The sequence below is a fragment of the Rhizobium sullae genome (assembly GCF_900169785.1).
GTDB lineage: Bacteria > Pseudomonadota > Alphaproteobacteria > Rhizobiales > Rhizobiaceae > Rhizobium > Rhizobium sullae.
On the sequence record NZ_FWER01000001.1, the window covers coordinates 175885 to 193968 of the forward strand.

Below are 18084 nucleotides of genomic sequence, written 5' to 3' on the forward strand. Positions count from 1 at the left end.
CCTTACTCGGCCTTTGGCGCACTGCTGTCTGTGACGATCGAACCGGACTTGATGACCTGAACGAGCGCGCTTCCGTTGTCTCCGTTCAGGAGATAATCGGCAGCGCTCGTATCCTGCTCCTGCGCGTCGGCGACGGAACGCAGGGCAAGCGACAGCTTGTCGGCCATCTGCTGCGCGACAGTCAGAACTTTCGTTTGATCGGGCGTCAGTTCCAGGGTCGCCGTGGTGCCCACGACAGCCTTGGAACCATCGTCTTTTTCTTGAATCTGCTGATCGATGGCAAGAACGCGGACATTGCTTAGCACGGCCTCGGTCAGGAACTTTTCGCTTCCCTGCGCCCTGCGGACCATGATGACGTCGACACGGTCATTCGGCAGGATGAAGCCGCCGGCGCCGGTTGCAACTGAGATTTCCGTGGCGACAGCGCGCTTGCCGGCGGGCAGAAGCGCCGAGAGGATGCGGCTGTTGGAATCGGCGATTTTTTCGGGACGGATCGGCTCACCTTCGAAGATCGGCAGGCGGATCACCGCGCCCTCCATATCCTTGATCGCATCCGGCTTGTCGCCTTCGGTGATGAAGCCCTGAACAACGGCGCCACGCGGCCAGGGCATCCAGTGAACCGCCTTGTCGTCAATGCGGGCGCCGACCGGCAGATTGCCGCTGGAGACCAGCACGTTGACCGTGGGTTCCTTCTCGACGACCGACTGGACCTGCGTGACGACACCGCCGCGCCCGGCAAGCTTCATCGCCAGCAGACCGGCGAGGCCAGCGGCAACGACGGCCACTGAAAGTATCATCAAACGGGCGGGCTTCATTCAGGTGTCCTCGGGAGACGGTTTGTTCACCCCGAAGAATGCTCAGGAATTGGTGTAATTATAGTTAACGGAACACTTACATTTTAAGTTAATGGAGGTTTAAACCGCCGTTATTTCAGTGTTTCCAGCGCAGCGATCAGAATCGGCGAAGAGGGGAACGCCATGAAGCCGCCAATGGCGATGGCGATGCCGTAAGGAACCTTCTTTGCGAGCAGCAGCGAATTCGGAACAGGTAAGCCGATAGCAAGGATCGTATTGGATTGAGTGCGCAAGAGAAGAATGAGGAAGGTAAGCAACCCACCCAACAGGCCGACAGCGACGACGAAAAGCAGAAGCGATTGATTGAAGCCGAACCATATCGATGCCGCGCTCAAGAGCTTTGCATCGCCCCCGCCCATCACGTTAAGGGCGAAAAGCGCGAAACAAACTAGAAATACGATCATCCCTACAAGGAGGTGCATCCCAATGGCCAGAAGTGGCATGCCGGATAAAGAGGCGATGATCAGAAAGGCAACGATCAAAATCAGCGAAACGCGGTTCGGGATCGTCATAGTCAACAGATCCGAGCACGCCGCGATGGCGAGGCATAGAGGAAAGACCACGAAGATTGCCGCTGTAGCCATGGGATTACTCGCCGGATAAAGCAAAGAGGCTCACATTGAACTGAATGTGAGCCTTTATTGTCTGCAGGTTCTCCAGTTCGTCCGAATGGAGAAGCGATATTTACGGGGCCTTATACCCGTTGGACACGGTCTGAGCGGCGTTCATCTTGGTCGACAGACCCGAGAACGTGGTATTGAGCGTGTTGCCGAGGCTGGTCGCACCGGCGATGAGCGCTACGGAAATCAGCGCTGCGATCAGGCCGTATTCGATTGCGGTTGCGCCGGATTCGTCCTTCAGAAAACGGCTAAAAAGCTTGGTCATGGTTTCCTAACTCCAGTTGAGGTTCAGCACGTCCGCCAACTGTGCCGTTGATCGGATACCACAACCTAGCGAGGCGCCATTTCAATCGGCTTAAGGAAGAGGGTTACCAGATCGTAAATGCTAAAGTACAAACTGGCATGGTAAGCATTGCGTTACTCTGATATATTCAAATTTATCTATGTTACGAATCTTATAAAACACCAATCTTCGGGATGCGCCAAAACGTTACATAGGCTGCGTCATTACAGATCATCGCACTCAGGAAATTCTTCTCACATGACCCAATTCGGACAAATACGTGCCGTCACCGGGCAGTTCCAACGATTCTTAAAGCTTCATTCACCATTTTTTTCCATTCTGTTTTGAGATTTCTACCGGACTGTGATCCGGATTCCAGTAAAGAGAGCCCTATGCCACCGAGCGGCAAGACTATCCCTTTTACCGCAGCCGCCATCCTCGTGCTTTGCGGGCTTCAGGCTCCCACGCGCGCCGAGGAAGACGTGCTGCGCGTCTATATGGATCATGCGCGTGTTTTGAAGCTCGACCGGCCGGCCAGCAAGGTGATCATAGGCAATTCCAAGGTTGCCGACGCGACCGTTGCCGATCCGAAGACGATCGTGCTGACCGGCCGCAGTTTCGGGACGACCAATCTCGTGCTGCTCGATGCCGATGGCAATGCGATACTCGACGAGACAGTTCTCGTTTCCATCGACGAGGGCAATACAGTTCGCGTCTACCGCCAGACCGACCGTTCCGTGCTTTCCTGCTCGCCGAACTGCGAACAGCACACGCAGCAGAACAACGCGGCAGATGCGGGCGGCTGAGGAACCTCCATCCGTTAAATTGTTGACCCGCCCTGAAACGGAAAATCAACGAAAGCGCTCTACGATCGGCGCATGAACGTTCATTCGGATGGCGCCGTCGCGACCAGTGATCACCAGGCAGACAGAACCCGCGCGCCGTCGGCTAAGCGGAGCGGTTGGCGGGCTTTTGCGCGTTCGCGCGACGGATCGGCAGCGATAGAATTCGCGCTGCTCGCCATCCCCTATTTCATGGTGATCTTCGCAATCCTGGAGACCTTCATCGCCTTTGCCGCGGAAGAGCTGGTGTCTAACGCCGTCGACACCATGAGCCGCAAGATGCGGACCGGACAGATTACCTCTACCGTCGGTGAAGCGGCATTCCGGCAGGAGTTTTGCGACGAGGTCTCGATCCTGATCCAGTGCTCCGCAGCCGAGATCGCCACGCCGGACAAGCTCAGGCTCGATGTCCGCACGTTCAGCAAATTTTCCGAAATCCCCGCCGCTGTTCCAATGAATGCGACGGGCCTCGATACATCGGCGATGCAATATTCGCCCGGCGGCTCCGGCTCGATCAATATGGTTCGCGCCTATTACCACTGGCAGGTCATCACCGATCTTATCCGCCCCTATATCACCCCATACCGCACCACCGACGGAGCGAGGCTGAACGACTACCTCATCGTCGCCACCGCCGCCTTCCAGAACGAGCCATACTGATGACGGCGAACGGAACCCTGATGCGGCTGAAAGACAAGCTCGTCCGGTTCGGGCGTGACCGCAGCGGCGTCGGCGCAATCGAGTTCGCCATTCTCTTTCCCGTCCTGGTGATGCTCTATATCGGCGCCTTCGAGATCACCATCGGGCTGAGCGTCAGCAAACGCACCAGCCGCGCGGCCGGCTCGATCGCCGATCTGATCACGCAGCAGAAGGACGTGACCAAGAGTTCGCTGACCGAGATCAGTTCTGTTGCCGGCGCGATTTTCACTCCCTTCGATACGACCGGCATGCAGATCAAAGTGACCGGCATCAACATCGATGCCGCGGCCAACGCCAAGGTTTTCTGGTCCTGGGCGAACAACACCACGACAGCGCCCTACGCGGCCAATACCGCCGTCACCGACGTCCCGGCCGACATGAAAAAGGCAGACAGCTTTCTCGTGCGGGCCGACCTCAGCATTCCCTACAAGCTGTTCGCATTCGGCCCCGATTTTCTTCCAGGCGACATGCAGGAACTCACCATCCGCCGCACTTACTACTACCGCCAGCGGCAGGGCGATAATGTCGCCTGCGGCGATTGCTGATCGGGATCCCTTCCGCACTTTGAAATTTGCCAAGCCTGCGGCAGCATTATATGCCTGAGGGGGATTGCGGCTCTGGCCGCCAGCTTGATGGGTAAAGATGGCACGTGCATTTCTCTTCGTTCTCGATTCCTTCGGCGTCGGCGGCGGGCCGGATGCGGCTCAATATGGCGACGAAGGATCGGATACGCTTGGCCATATAGCGGAGTTTTGTGCGGCTGGCGCTGGCGACAGGGCGGGCTTGCGCTCCGGCCCGCTTTCGCTTCCCAATATGTCGGCGCTCGGCCTGATGCAGATCGCCAAGACCGCAACCGGACGCTTTCCGGCAGGCATGCCGGTTCCGGATAAAGTCTACGGCATCCATGGCTGCGCCAGCGAAATCTCCCGCGGCAAGGATACCCCGTCTGGCCATTGGGAAATTGCCGGAACGCCCGTGACCTTCGATTGGGGTTATTTCCCCACGGAAGGCGAAGCCTTTCCGCCGCAATTTATCGAGGCGCTTTGCAGCGCTGCAGAGGTTCCAGGCATCCTCGGCAATTGCCATGCCTCAGGCACGGAAATCATCGCCCGCCTCGGCGAGGAGCATATCCGCACCGGTAAGCCGATATGCTATACCTCGTCCGACTCCGTTTTCCAGGTCGCAGCGAACGAGACGCATTTCGGCCTCGACCGACTGCTCGGCTTCTGCCGCATCGCCCGGGCGCTGCTCGACAGCCATAATATAGGCCGGGTCATCGCCCGGCCTTTCGTCGGCGAGACCTCATCGACATTCGAGCGCACCGGCAATCGCCGCGATTTCTCTGTGCCGCCTCCGGAGCCAACGCTGCTCGATCGTATCGTCAAGGCGGAGCGCAACGTCCACGCCATCGGCAAGATCGGCGACATCTTCGCGCACCAGGGCATTTCAAGGGTCATCAAGGCGAATGGCAATGATGCACTGATGGACGCGTCGCTCGCCGCTATGGAAGAGGCGAAGGACGGCGACCTCGTCTTCACGAATTTCGTCGATTTCGACATGGTCTATGGCCACCGGCGCGATGTGCCTGGCTATGCCGCGGCGCTCGAAGCCTTCGATGCGCGGCTGCCGGACGTGCACCGCAAGCTTGTGCCCGGCGATCTCGTCATCCTGACGGCCGACCACGGCTGCGACCCGACCTGGCGCGGCACGGACCATACGCGCGAGCGCGTGCCGATCATCGCTTACGGTCCGGGGCTGAAGTCGCGCAATATCGGCGTCCGCAGCACATATGCCGATATCGGCGCGACGGTTGCCCGGCATCTTGGCATCGCCGCCGGACCGCACGGGAGAAGTTTTCTGTGACATCCCATTTGAAGAAGGTCGAGCTGCACTGCCATCTGGAGGGCGCGGCGCCCCCAGCGCTGACGGAAGCCCAAGCCCGCAAATACGATACCGATATCAGCGCCTATCTCCGTGACGGGGCATATGTCTGGCATGATTTTGCGAGCTTTCTCGAATGCTACGATAATATCTCCAAGGTCTACAGGACTGATGAGGATTACGCACTGCTCACCGAGACCTATCTGCAGGAGCTTGCAGAGATCGGCACGGTCTATAGCGAACTCACCGTTTCGCCGGATCACGGCGGGCGTATCGGGCTTGGCGCAGATGCCTATATCGCGGGCATCTGCGAAGGCATTCGCCAAGCGAAGGCAAAAAGCGGCATCGAAGCGCGGCTGATCGTAACCGGCGAGCGGCATTTTGGACCTGAGAGCGTGATCGCCGCTGCCGAATACGCGGCTAAAGCCAACAACCCGCTAATCACCGGCTTCAACCTCGCCGGCGAGGAGCGAATGGGGCGTGTGGCGGATTATGCCCACGCCTTCGATATCGCCCGCGACGCGGGTCTTGGCCTCACCATCCACGCCGGCGAGGTCTGCGGCGCCTTCAGCGTCTCCGATGCGCTCGACGTCGTGCGTCCGTCGCGCATCGGGCATGGCGTTCGCGCGATCGAGGATGCGGATCTCGTCAGGCGGCTTGCCGATCTCGGCACTGTTCTGGAGGTTTGTCCCGGCTCAAACATCGCGTTGAGCGTCTTTCCCGATTTCGCGTCCCATCCCTTGCGCACGCTCAAGGAAGCCGGCGTGCGCGTGACGATCAGTTCCGACGACCCGCCCTTTTTCCATACCTCGCTGAAGCGCGAGTATGAGCTGGCCGCCAATGCATTCGGCTTCAGCGACAGCGAAATCAACGAACTGACGCGGACCGGCATCGAAGCGGCTTTCGTCGACGAAGCAACCCGCATGGCGCTGCTCGCCCGGCTTTGAGCGGCCCGGGCTTGGGGATCAAGCCATGAAAATCGCCTCCACTCTTGCAGTTGGGGCGCTTTCCATGAAAGAAACGTCCGATAAGAACAAAAGGAAGGCTCGGCCATGGAAGGCGTCATCGTCATCGATCACCCGCTTGTGCAGCACAAACTCACCATCATGCGGCGCAAGGAGACATCGACGGGCAGTTTCCGCCGGCTGCTCCGCGAGATCTCGACCCTGCTCTGCTACGAGGTGACGCGCGATCTCGAACTGACAATGGAAACCATCGAAACGCCGCTGCAGACCATGGAATCGCCGATCCTGGAAGGCAAGAAGCTCGTCTTCGCCTCGATCCTGCGCGCCGGCAACGGACTGCTCGAAGGCATGCTCGATCTCGTGCCTTCGGCTCGCGTTTCCCATATCGGCGTCTATCGCGACCACGAAACGCTGCAGCCTGTGGAATATTACTTCAAGGCGCCGGAGGACGTGGCGGAGCGTCTCATCATCGTCGTCGATCCGATGCTTGCGACCGGCAATTCCTCGATTGCCGCGATCGAAAAACTGAAAGAACGCGGCGCGCGCAATATCCGCTTCCTCTGCCTGCTCGCCGCTCCAGAAGGCCTCAGGAATTTCCGCGCGGCACATCCCGATGTGACTGTCTTCACGGCAGCGGTCGACAGCCATCTGAACGAGAAGGGCTACATCATGCCCGGTCTCGGCGATGCCGGCGACCGTATGTACGGCACGAAGTAGTTCAGCTTTCCTTTACCAAATCTAAAGACAGCGAAGGCCCAGAGCACTAATCTGGGCCTTTTTAACTTCGCCATTAGAGACTTATCAGCAATTGCGGCGTAGCAGTCTTGAAGACTCAAGCCCGCATGAGGCGGGGTTTATACAGGCGGGATTTCTGTTTCATGCTCATGCGTATCGTCATTTTCGCGAGCATTATCGCCGCACTCGCCACTCAGGTGCCCTCATTCTTCGGCGGCAGCCAGCCAGTTGCCGACACGGTTTCTGCCAGCGCTGTTTCAACCCCGGCGCCTCAGCCTGGGGCGCGCCCCCCGGTTTCCGGCAACGGCCGCATGCACCTTCAGGCCGACGCGCGGGGGCACTACACGGGCGACTTCAAGATCAACGGCAAGCCCGTACAGGGTCTGATCGATACCGGTGCCACTTATGTGGCACTGAACGAAAGCCTTGCGCGCCGTCTCGGCTACGGGGGCAATCAGCTCGATTTCCGCCATGCGGTGAACACCGCCAACGGCCAGGCCAAGGCCGCGCATGTCACGCTCGATCGCGTGGAGATCGGTGGCATCCGCGTGCAAGATGTGGAAGCCTTCGTGCTTAAGGATGATGCGCTTTCGACGACCCTGGTCGGCATGAGCTTCCTGAAGAAACTCGAGTCCTACTCCGTTGCCGACGGCTCACTGAATCTGAAGCAATAATCAAATGCGGCCGGAAATCACCGGCGGCAGAGAAGGCTCGTTGCCGGAGATGCGGTAGCTTGCCATGATCGAGGCTGCCGCCTTTTGCGCCGCCGCCTCATCTGCGGCACCAACGATCGCGATCGTATCACCCTTTTCGACGCGGGTGCCGAGCGGCAGCAGGGCGGAGAAGCCGACGCGATGATCGATTTTGTCTGCCGGGTGACGCCGCCCGCCGCCGAGATCGATAACGGTCATGCCGACATCGCGCGCATCGCAGGCCGAGAGCCATCCGCTCTCTCCTGCGAGAACCGGCCTTTCGACGGGCGCTTTCACCAGATAGTTTGCGGGCTTTTCGACAAGATCCGCCGGGCCGCCCAGCATATGCACCATGCGGCCAAAGACTTCGGCCGCCTTGCCGGACGCTAGTGCCGCACGTGCTTTCGCTTCGCCATCGTTCAGAGACGCCGAAACGCCCGAACGCACCAGCATCTCGGCTGCAAAGGCCAGGACGACGGCCTCAAGCCGGGTTCCAGCTTTCTTCCCCGCCAGGAAATCCAGGCAGTTCCATATCTCCACGACGTTGCCCGCCGCGTCCGCCAGCGGCTGGTTCATGTCGGTGATCAAGGCCGATGTCTTGACCCCTGCCCCGTTTGCCACGTTGACTAGGGACTGCGCCAGAAGCTTTGCCTGCTCGTGATCGGCCATAAAGGCGCCGTTGCCGGTTTTCACATCAAGCACCAAGGTCTGAAGTCCAGCCGCGAGCTTCTTGGAAAGAATGGAGGCCGTGATCAGCGGAATGGAATCGACGGTCGCTGTGACATCGCGCACGGCGTAGAGCGTGCCGTCGGCGGGCGCCAACGAACCCGTCTGCCCGATGATGGCGCAGCCCACTTCCTTAACGACTTTGCGGAAACGAGCAGCATCCGGCGTAATTCCATAGCCGGGAATGGATTCCAGCTTGTCGAGCGTGCCGCCGGTGTGGCCGAGGCCGCGGCCGGAGATCATCGGCACCGCTAGGCCGCAAGCAGCCGCAATCGGCGCCAGCATCAGCGAAACGTTGTCACCGACCCCGCCGGTCGAATGCTTGTCGGCAATTGGGCGATCGATCCCGAGCCATGTGAGCATATCGCCTGAGCGCGCCATGGCGAGCGTCAACGCGACGGTCTCGTCACGCGACATGCCCTTGAACCAGACGGCCATCGCAAAGGCACCGATCTGCCCCTCTGATAACTCGCCGGTGGCAAGGGCCGCAACGAAGGACTGGATCTCATCCGCGGAAAGGACGCCACCATTCCGCTTCTGCCGAATGATCTCCTGCGGGATCATGCTCAATAGCTCGAGGCCTTGGCGGGCGCTGACTGGGCGCCGCTGAGGACAGCGAGGATGTCATCGAGCAGGCCGGAGGCCCCGAAACGGAAGGTGGACGGCATCGGCCAATCCGGCGTCATGATCGTTTCCGTAAGGCTGAGATAAAGGGCGGCATCCGCGACGGAGCCGATGCCACCGGCCGGCTTGAAGCCCACCTTGCGGCCGCTGTGGCGGATCGCGCGGATCATGATATCTGCAGCTTCGAGCGTCGCGTTGACGGCGACCTTGCCGGTGGATGTCTTGATGAAGTCCGCGCCCGCATCGATTGCAAGTTCAGATGCGCGGCGAATGAGGCCGGGATCCTTGATCTCGCCGGTCTCCAGGATGACTTTCAGCAGCACACCACCGGTGCATTCCGCGCGCACCGCCGTCACCATGTCGGTCACGGCCTTCTCGTTGCCATTGAGGAATCTGCGGTAGGGAATGACCAGATCTACCTCGTCCGCACCATCTGCAATAGCTTCGCGCGTTTCGGCGGCGACATCGGCCACTTCCATGTCGCCAGACGGGAAATTGACGACAGTCGCGATGCGGACGGGATGACCCTTGCCGAGAACCGTGCGGGCATGTGCCACGAAACGTGGCCAGATGCAGATCGCGGCACTATTCCCGTAGGGCGTCTGTGCGCGGGCGCAGAGCGTATCGATCTGCTCTTCGGTGCAATCGTCCTTGAGATTGGTAAGGTCAAGGAGCGACAGCGCGACGGCTGCCGTTTCCTTCTGCGAGTGACTACTCATTATCGCTTCCTCCACCCGCAATCATTTCCTTTAAGATTGCGGCGAGACGCGCGCCGCCGACGGGCGCCATGTCTTTTGTTTCTTCGTGGCTGAGTTCGGAGCCGGTCATGCCAGCCCCATAATTGGTGATAACCGAGGCTGCGGCAACCCTCAAACCCAGCATTCGGGCGATGATGACTTCCGGTACGGTCGACATGCCGACGGCATCCGCACCGAGAATCCGCGCCATACGGATTTCCGCAGGCGTTTCGAAGCTTGGTCCCGAAAACCACATATAGACGCCGTGAGAGAGCTTGATGGCGAGCTTCTCGGCCGCCTTGCGCATGGACATGGAAAGATCGCGATCATAGGCGCTCGTCATGCCGACGAAGCGGCGGTCGCTTTCTTCGCCAATCAGCGGATTCATGCCGGAATAATTGATGTGGTCGGTGATCTGCATCACCGAACCCGGCGGCATTTCCTCGAGTAGCGAGCCTGCGGAATTGGTCAGGAACAGTGACTGCACGCCAAGGCCCTTCAACACCTCAAGCGGCAATCGCATGGCGCTGGCGTCGCCTTTTTCGTAATAATGGACGCGGCCCGACAGCATGATGACCGGCACGCCGCCGAGATGGCCGGCAACGACCTCGCCGGCATGCCCGGAGACGGCGCTGACAGGAAAGCCCGGCAGGTCCCGATAGGGAATTCGCACCGCATCCGTCAGTTCGCTTACCAGCGAGCCTAGGCCGGAACCGAGCACAATGCCGTGACGCGGCGCGAGCCCACCGAGTTTGCCGACGAGCAGATCGATGGCGGCGTTCATCCGAGTTCAGTCTCGAAGCTGAAGGGAAGAAGCTCCTCCATCGTCATGGTCTTCTTCACGCCCACCTCATCGCAAAGATAGATCTTCGTATCCTTCGACGCGAATTCGGAGATCTTCTGCCGGCAGCCGCCGCAGGGCGGGCAGAGCGGCAGCTTCTCGGCGATGACCGCCATTTCAACAATCTTCTTCGCTCCGCCCATGATCATGGCGCTGATGGCCGTCGGCTCGGCGCACCAACCCTGCGGGAAGGAGAGGTTTTCGATATTGGCGCCGGTATAAACCTTGCCGTCTTCGGCGCGGATTGCCGCACCGACCGGGAATTTGGAATAGGGCGCATGGGCAAAGGCCATGGCGCCGCGAGCGGCTTCGAAAAGGTCATGCGACATGTTTCAACGCTCCTTCGTATAGGGGACGCCACCAGCCTTCGGCGGCGTTGCGACGCCAATGAATCCAGCAAGCAAGATACAGGTGAGAATATAAGGCAGCGCCTGGAATATCTGCACCGGCACTGCGCCGATCAGCGGGACCTGCTTGCCCTGCATGAAGTTCGCCAGCGCATCGAGGAAGCCGAAGAGCAGGCAGGCGAACATCACCGGCACCGGTTTCCATTTTGCGAAGACCAGGGCGGCAAGGGCGATATAACCCTTGCCTGCCGACATATCCTTGATGAAAGCGGCCGATTGCGCGATCGCCAGATAGGTGCCCGAGAAGCCGCAAAGAATGCCCGCACACATGACGGCTCGATAGCGCAGCCAACTGACCGAGATACCGGCGGTATCGACCGCACCGGGATTTTCGCCGACGGCACGAAGGCGCAGGCCGAAGCGCGTCCGAAAGAGGATCCACCAGGAGAGCGGGACTGCCAGGAATGCGAGATAGGTCAGGATGTTGTTGCCAGAGATCACGTTGGAATAAAGCGGACCGATGATCGGAACCTCCCGCATCACGTCTGCGCCCGGAAGCGCGATCGGCGAAAACCGGCTTGCCGGGGAAAGCTGCGGCGTGCGGCCGCCCTGGCCAAACCAGGCCTGCCCAAGCACAATCGTGATACCGGCGATGAAGAAGTTGATGGCAACGCCCGAGATGATCTGGTTGCCCCGATTGGTGATGGATGCAAAGCCATGCACCAAACTCAGCGCGACGGAGCAGAGGATGCCCGCGACGAGGCCGAGCCAGGCGGAGTCGGTGATGTATGCAACGCAGGCGGCGGCAAAGGCCGCGCCCAGCATCTTGCCTTCAAGGCCGATGTCGAAAACGCCGGCACGTTCGGAAAAGAGGCCTGCAAGGGCGGTAAAGATCAGCGGGATCGAGAGCCGGATCGTTGAACTCAGAACGTTGATGAGGATGTCATAGTAATCCATCGTCCGCTCCCCTCACTTAACCTTGAACTGTTGGTAGATTCGGACGAGCGCCGGGCGGAACATATATTCAAGCGCGCCTGCGAAGAGAATGACCAAGCCTTGAATCACAAGGATCATTTCGCGGGTGATGTTCGGCATCTCGAAGGAGACCCAGTCGCCACCCTGATAGAGGATGCCGAAGAGGATCGCCGAGAAGATGATGCCGACGGGATGATTGCGTCCCATCAGCGAGACGGCAATACCGACGAAACCAGCCCCGCCGACAAACTCGACCTGGAGGCGGGCGGATGAGCCCATGACCGGGTTCAGCGCCATCATGCCGGCCAGCGCGCCGGAAAGCAGCATGGCAATCATCACCGTGCGGGCATACGGAATGCCTGCATAGGAGGCGGCAGTGGGACTGACACCGAGCGTGCGCATCTCAAATCCAAGTTTCGTGCGCCAGATGAGCAGCCAGACGAAGTAGGCGGCGACTAGGGCGATGAGGAAAGAGACATTGAACGGCGCGGCCCCAAGCTTCGCACCGAAGAGGTTCATCACCCACCCGAGCTTCGGCAATTGGCCGCCTTCGAGGAACGTGCGCGTTTCCGGCGCCATCTTGCCGGGGACGATCAGCACGTGAACCAGCAGGTAAACCATCAGCGCCGCGCCGATGTAGTTGAACATGATGGTCGTAATGACGATGTGGCTGCCGCGTTTTGCCTGGAGGAAGGCCGGAATGGATGCCCAGGCGGCACCGAACAGGCCTGCACCGACGACCGCAACCGGCATGGTGACATACCAGGGCACGAAGCGGTCAAGGGCCAGCGCCGCCAATGCGCAACCGAGGCCACCGAGATAGGCCTGCCCCTCCGAGCCGATATTGAAGAGACCGGCATGAATGGCAACTGCCACAGACAGGCCAGTGAAAATGAAGCTTGTGGCGTAATACAGCGTGAAGCCGATGCCTTCGCCACTGCCGAGTGCCCCCTCGATCAGCAACGAGAGGGCGCCAAGCGGACTTTCGCCGATCAGCCAGACGACGAAGCCGGAGATCAGGAAGGCAACGATCAGGTTCAAGACCGGGATGAGGCCGTAGGTGATCCAATGTGGAAGAGGAACGGAAGCAGTGCTCATTAAGGCCTCACGCGGCAATGCCGGCCATCATCAGGCCGAGGGTCTGTTCACCGGCATCGGGCGTCTTCTCGCCGACGACATGGCCGGCAAACATGACAAGGATACGGTCTGAAAGGGCGCGGATTTCGTCGAGTTCGACGGAGACGAGCAGGATCGCCTTGCCCGCGTCGCGCATCTCGATGATGCGGCGGTGGATGAATTCGATGGCGCCGATATCGACGCCGCGCGTCGGCTGGCCAATAATGAGTGCGGCAGGATCGCGCTCGATTTCGCGGGAAACCACGATCTTCTGCTGGTTGCCGCCCGAGAAATTGGCGGTCTTCAGCCGCGGGTTCGGCGGGCGGATGTCGTATTTCTCGATCTTGTCCATGGCATCCTTGCGGATCGCATCAAGGTCGAGCAGCGGACCTCTGCTATAGGCAGGATTGCGGTGATAACCGAGAACCGAGTTCTCGTATTCCTCGAACTTCAGCACGAGGCCCATATGGTGGCGGTCCTCGGGAATATGGGCAAGGCCCAGTTCGCGCAGCCGTGCCGCGTCGGCCTTGTCGATCGTCTGGCCATCAAGGAAAATCTCGCCGGAATGCGGCTTGCGGATGCCCGCGATCGCCTCCAGCAGCTCCGATTGGCCGTTGCCTGCAACGCCTGCGATACCGACAATTTCGCCGGCCCGGACATCGAAGGAGACATTGTCGACCATTGTCACGCCGCGATTGTCCTTGACCGTCAGGTTGCGGACCGACAGCAGCACATTGCCGGGTGTCGCCTCGCCTTTCTGAACGCGCAAAAGAACACGGCGGCCGACCATGAGTTCGGCGAGTTCTTCGACCGTCGTTTCCGCGGTCTTGCGGGTCGCGACCATTTCGCCGCGGCGCATCACCGAAACGGTGTCGGTGATGGCCATGATTTCGCGAAGCTTGTGCGTGATAAGGATGACCGTCTTGCCCTGATCACGTAGCACCTTGAGGATGCGGAACAGGTGGTCGGCTTCAGCTGGCGTCAGGACGCCGGTCGGCTCGTCGAGGATCAGGATTTCGGCGCCGCGATACATGGCTTTCAGGATTTCGACGCGCTGCTGCAGGCCGACCGGTAGCTGCTCGATCAGCGCATCCGGATTGACCTCCAGGCCGTATTCCTTCTCCAGCCGTCTCAATTCGGCGCGAGCAGACGCAACACCCTTCGCCAACAGCGCCCCGCCTTCGGCGCCGAGCATGACGTTTTCCAGGACCGTGAAATTATCGACCAGCATGAAGTGCTGGTGGACCATGCCGATGCCGGTTGCAATCGCCGCCTGACTGTCGCGGATGGTCACCGGCTGACCGTTGACCCGGATTTCGCCGGCGTCGGCGTGATAAAAACCGTAGATGATCGACATCAATGTCGACTTACCAGCACCGTTTTCCCCAATAATGCCGTGGATCGTGCCCTTGGCGACGGTAAGGTTGATGTCCTTGTTTGCGTGAACGGCACCGAATTTCTTATCGATGCCCACAAGTTCGATAGCGGGCGTGTCTGTCACAGCAGGCTCCAAATACGAAAAGGGCGTATGGCGGAAAAAACTGGCCGCCATACGCCCATCTCAGTCGCGGATCACTTCGGGCAAGAGTTGTCCGTCGTGTAATCGTGAACCTTGATGGTTCCTGCGATGATGTCAGCCCGTGCCTTATCGACGGCGGCCTGCATTTCCGGCGTGATCAGCGGCTTGTTGTTGTCGTCGATCGCAGCGCCAACGCCGTCTTCCTTGACGCCGAGAGCCTGCACGCCGCCGGTGAACTTGTCGTTCTTCGTATCGGTGTAGGCGTTGTAGACGGCGAGATCGACGCGCTTGACCATCGAGGTCAGCACGGAGCCCGGATGCAGATGGTTTTGGTTGGAATCGACCCCGATCGAAAGCTTCTTGTTGTCGGCAGCCGTCTGGAGAACGCCGAGGCCGGTCGCACCTGCCGCCGCATAAATGACGTCAGCGCCCTGGTCGATCTGGTTCTTGGTGAGCTCGCCGCCGCGAACCGGGTCGTTCCAGGCAGCACCGGTCGTGCCGGTCATGTTCTGAAAGACTTCAATGTCAGCCTTGACGGAGCGGGCGCCCTGCTCATAGCCGCATTCGAACTTACGGATCAGCGGAATATCCATGCCGCCGACGAAACCGACCTTACCGGTCTTGGAAGCCATGCCGGCGAGAACGCCGACGAGGAACGAACCTTCTTCTTCCTTGTAGACGACCGAGCGGACATTCGGCTTATCGACGACGGAATCTACGATGATGAACTTGGTTTCCGGGAATTCAGCAGCGACCTTTTCAATTGCCGAGGTCCATGCGAAGGACACGGCGACCACTGGGTTGAAACCGCGGCTTGCGAAGTTGCGGATCGCCTGCTCGCCCTGTGTGTCGCCGGTCGGTTCGAAGTCGCGATAGGCAATGCCGGTTTCCGCCTTGAACTTCTCAGCGCCATTATAGGCTGCTTCGTTGAAGGACTTGTCGAACTTTCCGCCAGTGCCGTAAACGAGAGCCGGCTTGACGTCGGCAGCGAGCGCCGTCGTGGACATCGCGGCCACGGCCAGGAGAGAAAGAAGGGTTTTTTTCATAGTGCAGCCCTATTGTTGCTATTTGTTTGGGTCCTCCCGCAAGCCTTTGGCAGGCATGTCTGCGGAACCACCGGCCTCCCCCCGGAGGCCTGGCTGGGCGCATCCTTGCATGGCTCAAGGAAAAATTCACGAGAAATTTTTCGGCTGGTAAAAAATCCGCATCGATGCTGAAAATCAGCCCATATGGGCTGATTTTTGCGCAAAATGAGCTGCTAAAATGCGATTTTAGCGACCAATCGGGCAGTTCACTCCGGTTCCGCGGAGACCGCAATAACCATCCGGATTCTTCGCCAGATACTGCTGGTGGTAATTCTCGGCATAGTAGAATTCACCTACCGGAGCGATCTCCGTGGTGATCTTCGACATGCGGCCGGCAGATTTGAGCCGCCTGGAATGTGTCGCGTACGCGCTCTGTCGTCGCAAGCTGTTCAGGGGCCGTCGTATAAACGGCCGAGCGATAGGTCGTTCCGACGTCGTTGCCCTGGCGCATGCCCTGCGTCGGATCATGCTCTTCAAAGAAGGTTTTCAGCAGGCTTTCCAGCACGACAGGGCCCGATGCAGGCCTCAAAGCTGATACGTCAGGCCGCGCGTTTTGTTACGCGGTAAATCGGCCCGCCACCGGCGGTTTTTTGTAGCCGATCATCCAAAGCAGCAGCGCGATCACAAGAAAGACGGCAAAAGCGGGCTGGAGCATCAGCCATTGGAATACGAAGGCATAGAAGCGCGGGTGCACATAGTAGGAAACGGACGACTGCAGTGCCGAAAGCGACGAAGGGCTCAAATCCTGCCAGGCACCGCCCATGGGTGTCACCACGACAGCCGATGCCGCAACGGACTGAATTGAATCGATCGTCCCTGCAATCACGGCCACAACGAGCGCGACAAGGCTAGCCACACGCACCAAGAAACGCATCAATCCCTCCGACGCGCTACCGCCGGATTTTCCGGTCAGCCGCGCCATTCTCCACCTTAGCCAATAAATAATTATCTCACGATCAAAGCGCAATGGACAGCGCGGGCGGAGTTTTATCGGAAGAAGTCAAAAAACTGTTAGATTTAGGTTGATCCCCGAAAATTCATCGGTATATATCGCGCCGTTCCGACGATTTGCTCCTCTCCGGGTGCGAACGCAAATGGACAGGTGGCCGAGTGGTTTAAGGCGCACGCCTGGAACGCGTGTGTACGTGAAAGCGTACCGAGGGTTCGAATCCCTCTCTGTCCGCCATTTCTCAATAAAAATCAGGCACTTCTTGTCATGCTGAAAGCACGTCAAAGCAATTGAAGATTAGCTAATTAAACTTCTCTTCTTCCCAGCCGAAGACGCTTCTGCCGCCCCAATCGGGTGCGTTGCGGAATTCGCCGGCGACGATCTCCTTGAGGTCCGGGCCTGTAACATATCGCTCGAGTTGACGGGACTGGTCGTCGAGGCGTTTCAGCGCCTGCAGTTCCTCCTCACGGCCGAGCCTGCCCTTCTGTACGGCTGACTTCATCACCTTGATCGTCTCGTCGTAGACCTTCAGCGGGACGGGAAATGGATGCCGGTCCTTGCCGCCGTGGGCGAGCGAGAAGCGCGCGGGATCGGAAAAGCGGCAGGGCGCACCATGAACCACTTCGGCGACCATTGCCAGCGCCTGCACCGTTCGGGCTCCGACGCCGGGGACGAGCAGAAGCTGCTCAAAATCTTCCGGTCCGCGGTCGGCGGCGGCTGCAAGATTGCCATGCAGGCGCGTCATGTTGACGTCCTTTTCACGAACGTCGTGATGGGCGGGCATGATGAGATGGGGTAGCAGCGGCTGGTCCGGCTGCGGCGCAGGTTTCGCGAGATCGAACGCCAAGGCTGCCGCTTCGCGCAGAATGCGATCCGGACCGAGCGTCGCCAGAAGATCAAGCTGCCCCGTGCGCGAACGCTCGGCACGCCTGTCGGCCAAATTGATGATATTGCCCTGGCTGCGGCCTTCGATCGCCGCATGCGGCGAATTGATGAAGCTATCGAGACCTTCCGACAGCCAGTGATAACGCCGCGCCTGCCGCTTGTCGCCATTCATGCCTTGCTGCACAACAACCCATTTGCCGTCGTCGGTGACGATGAAGCCATGGAGGTAGAGAGCGAAGCCATCCTGGACGGCGGCGCTATCAACCTTCGCGACTAGCCTGCTCGCAGTCGCAAGCGAACCACCGTCGAAGCCGACACGCTCACCGATCGCAACGAGTTCGTCCGGTGTCTTGCGGGAATGGGCGCCACGGCCGCCGCAGACATGCAGGCCGAGTTCGCCCGAAAGTGGCGTCAGCCCGCGCTTGAGGGCGCCGAGGACGCTGGTTGTTATTCCGGAGGAGTGCCAATCCATGCCCATGACGGCGCCGAAGGACTGGAACCAGAAGGGATGCGCAAGGCGGCGAAGCAGTTCATCCCGGCCGTAATGTTGCACGACGGCTTCGGTGATGACTGCACCGAGCTTCGTCATCCGCTCGCCGAGCCACCGCGGAACTCTGCCGCCATGCAAGGGAAGATCGGCGCTGCCTGCTCGTTGTGCCATGCCGCAACTATAGCGCGGCCAGTGACGCGAAGGAATGTTTTCCTTGAG

20 protein-coding genes, 1 tRNA gene and 1 pseudogene are annotated in these 18084 nt (G+C 59.6%); 8 read left to right on the forward strand and 14 right to left on the reverse strand.

All coding sequences use genetic code 11. The annotated features are described in order from the left end of the window. Positions 1-2: 2 nt before the first annotated feature. From cpaB to BN1800_RS00940, 3 genes are all read right to left on the reverse strand, one after another. Positions 3-815, reverse strand: a complete 813-nt coding sequence (gene cpaB / locus BN1800_RS00930) for a Flp pilus assembly protein CpaB (protein WP_086993569.1) — start codon at positions 813-815, stop codon at positions 3-5. Positions 816-925: 110 nt separating this feature from the next. Beyond that, positions 926-1438 (reverse strand): A24 family peptidase, encoded by a 513-nt coding sequence (locus BN1800_RS00935; RefSeq protein ID WP_086993571.1) that lies wholly within the window; start codon positions 1436-1438, stop codon positions 926-928. 100 nt (positions 1439-1538) lie between these two features. After that, a complete protein-coding gene (locus BN1800_RS00940; RefSeq protein WP_086993573.1) occupies positions 1539-1739 on the reverse strand; it encodes a Flp family type IVb pilin in 201 nt (66 codons plus the stop codon). Positions 1740-2149: 410 nt separating this feature from the next. Here BN1800_RS00940 and BN1800_RS00945 point away from each other — a divergent pair, with 410 nt between their 5' ends. The 7 genes from BN1800_RS00945 (at position 2150) to BN1800_RS00975 (ending at position 7553) form a co-directional block, all read left to right on the forward strand. Beyond that, positions 2150-2563 (forward strand): pilus assembly protein N-terminal domain-containing protein, encoded by a 414-nt coding sequence (locus BN1800_RS00945; RefSeq protein WP_086993575.1) that lies wholly within the window; start codon positions 2150-2152, stop codon positions 2561-2563. 72 nt (positions 2564-2635) lie between these two features. Beyond that, entirely contained in the window at positions 2636-3259 is a 624-nt protein-coding gene (locus tag BN1800_RS00950) for a TadE/TadG family type IV pilus assembly protein (protein ID WP_086993577.1), read from the forward strand. After that, positions 3259-3843, forward strand: a complete 585-nt coding sequence (locus BN1800_RS00955; protein ID WP_086993579.1) for a TadE/TadG family type IV pilus assembly protein — start codon at positions 3259-3261, stop codon at positions 3841-3843. The genes BN1800_RS00950 and BN1800_RS00955 overlap by 1 nt, the downstream gene beginning before the upstream one ends. Before the next feature lie 97 nt (positions 3844-3940). Next, positions 3941-5161 (forward strand): phosphopentomutase, encoded by a 1221-nt coding sequence (locus BN1800_RS00960; protein WP_086993581.1) that lies wholly within the window; start codon positions 3941-3943, stop codon positions 5159-5161. Then, positions 5158-6126, forward strand: a complete 969-nt coding sequence (locus tag BN1800_RS00965) for an adenosine deaminase (RefSeq protein WP_086993583.1) — start codon at positions 5158-5160, stop codon at positions 6124-6126. The genes BN1800_RS00960 and BN1800_RS00965 overlap by 4 nt, the downstream gene beginning before the upstream one ends. A 105-nt stretch (positions 6127-6231) precedes the next feature. Further along, positions 6232-6861, forward strand: coding sequence for a uracil phosphoribosyltransferase (gene upp, locus BN1800_RS00970; protein ID WP_086993585.1), 630 nt, complete (start codon positions 6232-6234; stop codon positions 6859-6861). Between the two features lie 125 nt (positions 6862-6986). Beyond that, positions 6987-7553: a TIGR02281 family clan AA aspartic protease gene (locus tag BN1800_RS00975; RefSeq protein WP_086993587.1), complete on the forward strand. Its 567-nt coding sequence runs from the start codon at positions 6987-6989 to the stop codon at positions 7551-7553. Here BN1800_RS00975 and deoA read toward each other — a convergent pair whose 3' ends face one another. From deoA to BN1800_RS01025, 10 genes and pseudogenes are all read right to left on the reverse strand, one after another. Then, positions 7554-8861: a thymidine phosphorylase gene (deoA, locus tag BN1800_RS00980; RefSeq protein ID WP_086993589.1), complete on the reverse strand. Its 1308-nt coding sequence runs from the start codon at positions 8859-8861 to the stop codon at positions 7554-7556. A gap of 2 nt (positions 8862-8863) precedes the next feature. Continuing rightward, positions 8864-9640: a deoxyribose-phosphate aldolase gene (gene deoC / locus BN1800_RS00985; protein WP_086993591.1), complete on the reverse strand. Its 777-nt coding sequence runs from the start codon at positions 9638-9640 to the stop codon at positions 8864-8866. After that, complete coding sequence (locus tag BN1800_RS00990) at positions 9633-10442, reverse strand: purine-nucleoside phosphorylase (RefSeq protein ID WP_086993593.1); 810 nt, start codon at positions 10440-10442, stop codon at positions 9633-9635. The genes deoC and BN1800_RS00990 overlap by 8 nt, the downstream gene beginning before the upstream one ends. Continuing rightward, entirely contained in the window at positions 10439-10828 is a 390-nt protein-coding gene (locus tag BN1800_RS00995; RefSeq protein ID WP_037130908.1) for a cytidine deaminase, read from the reverse strand. Before BN1800_RS00995 ends, BN1800_RS00990 begins: the two co-directional genes overlap by 4 nt. A 3-nt stretch (positions 10829-10831) precedes the next feature. Further along, on the reverse strand, positions 10832-11803 hold the full coding sequence (locus tag BN1800_RS01000) for an ABC transporter permease (protein ID WP_027510520.1): 972 nt from the start codon (positions 11801-11803) through the stop codon (positions 10832-10834). A 12-nt stretch (positions 11804-11815) separates the two neighbouring features. Continuing rightward, on the reverse strand, positions 11816-12919 hold the full coding sequence (locus tag BN1800_RS01005) for an ABC transporter permease (protein ID WP_027510519.1): 1104 nt from the start codon (positions 12917-12919) through the stop codon (positions 11816-11818). A 7-nt stretch (positions 12920-12926) separates the two neighbouring features. Next, a complete protein-coding gene (locus tag BN1800_RS01010; RefSeq protein ID WP_027510518.1) occupies positions 12927-14438 on the reverse strand; it encodes an ABC transporter ATP-binding protein in 1512 nt (503 codons plus the stop codon). A gap of 71 nt (positions 14439-14509) precedes the next feature. Then, positions 14510-15502, reverse strand: coding sequence for a BMP family lipoprotein (locus BN1800_RS01015; protein ID WP_086993595.1), 993 nt, complete (start codon positions 15500-15502; stop codon positions 14510-14512). 225 nt (positions 15503-15727) lie between these two features. Then, positions 15728-16049 (reverse strand): annotated as a pseudogene (gene msrA, locus BN1800_RS01020) (peptide-methionine (S)-S-oxide reductase MsrA); the annotation flags it as partial. A 48-nt stretch (positions 16050-16097) separates the two neighbouring features. Further along, positions 16098-16415: a hypothetical protein gene (locus BN1800_RS01025; RefSeq protein WP_086993890.1), complete on the reverse strand. Its 318-nt coding sequence runs from the start codon at positions 16413-16415 to the stop codon at positions 16098-16100. A 222-nt stretch (positions 16416-16637) separates the two neighbouring features. Between BN1800_RS01025 and BN1800_RS01030 the strand changes: the two genes are divergently transcribed. Beyond that, positions 16638-16727 (forward strand) — tRNA-Ser (locus BN1800_RS01030). Between the two features lie 64 nt (positions 16728-16791). On the opposite strand, the gene BN1800_RS01035 is transcribed toward BN1800_RS01030, so the two are convergent. Beyond that, entirely contained in the window at positions 16792-18036 is a 1245-nt protein-coding gene (locus BN1800_RS01035; protein ID WP_086993597.1) for a DUF763 domain-containing protein, read from the reverse strand. Positions 18037-18084: the final 48 nt, after the last annotated feature.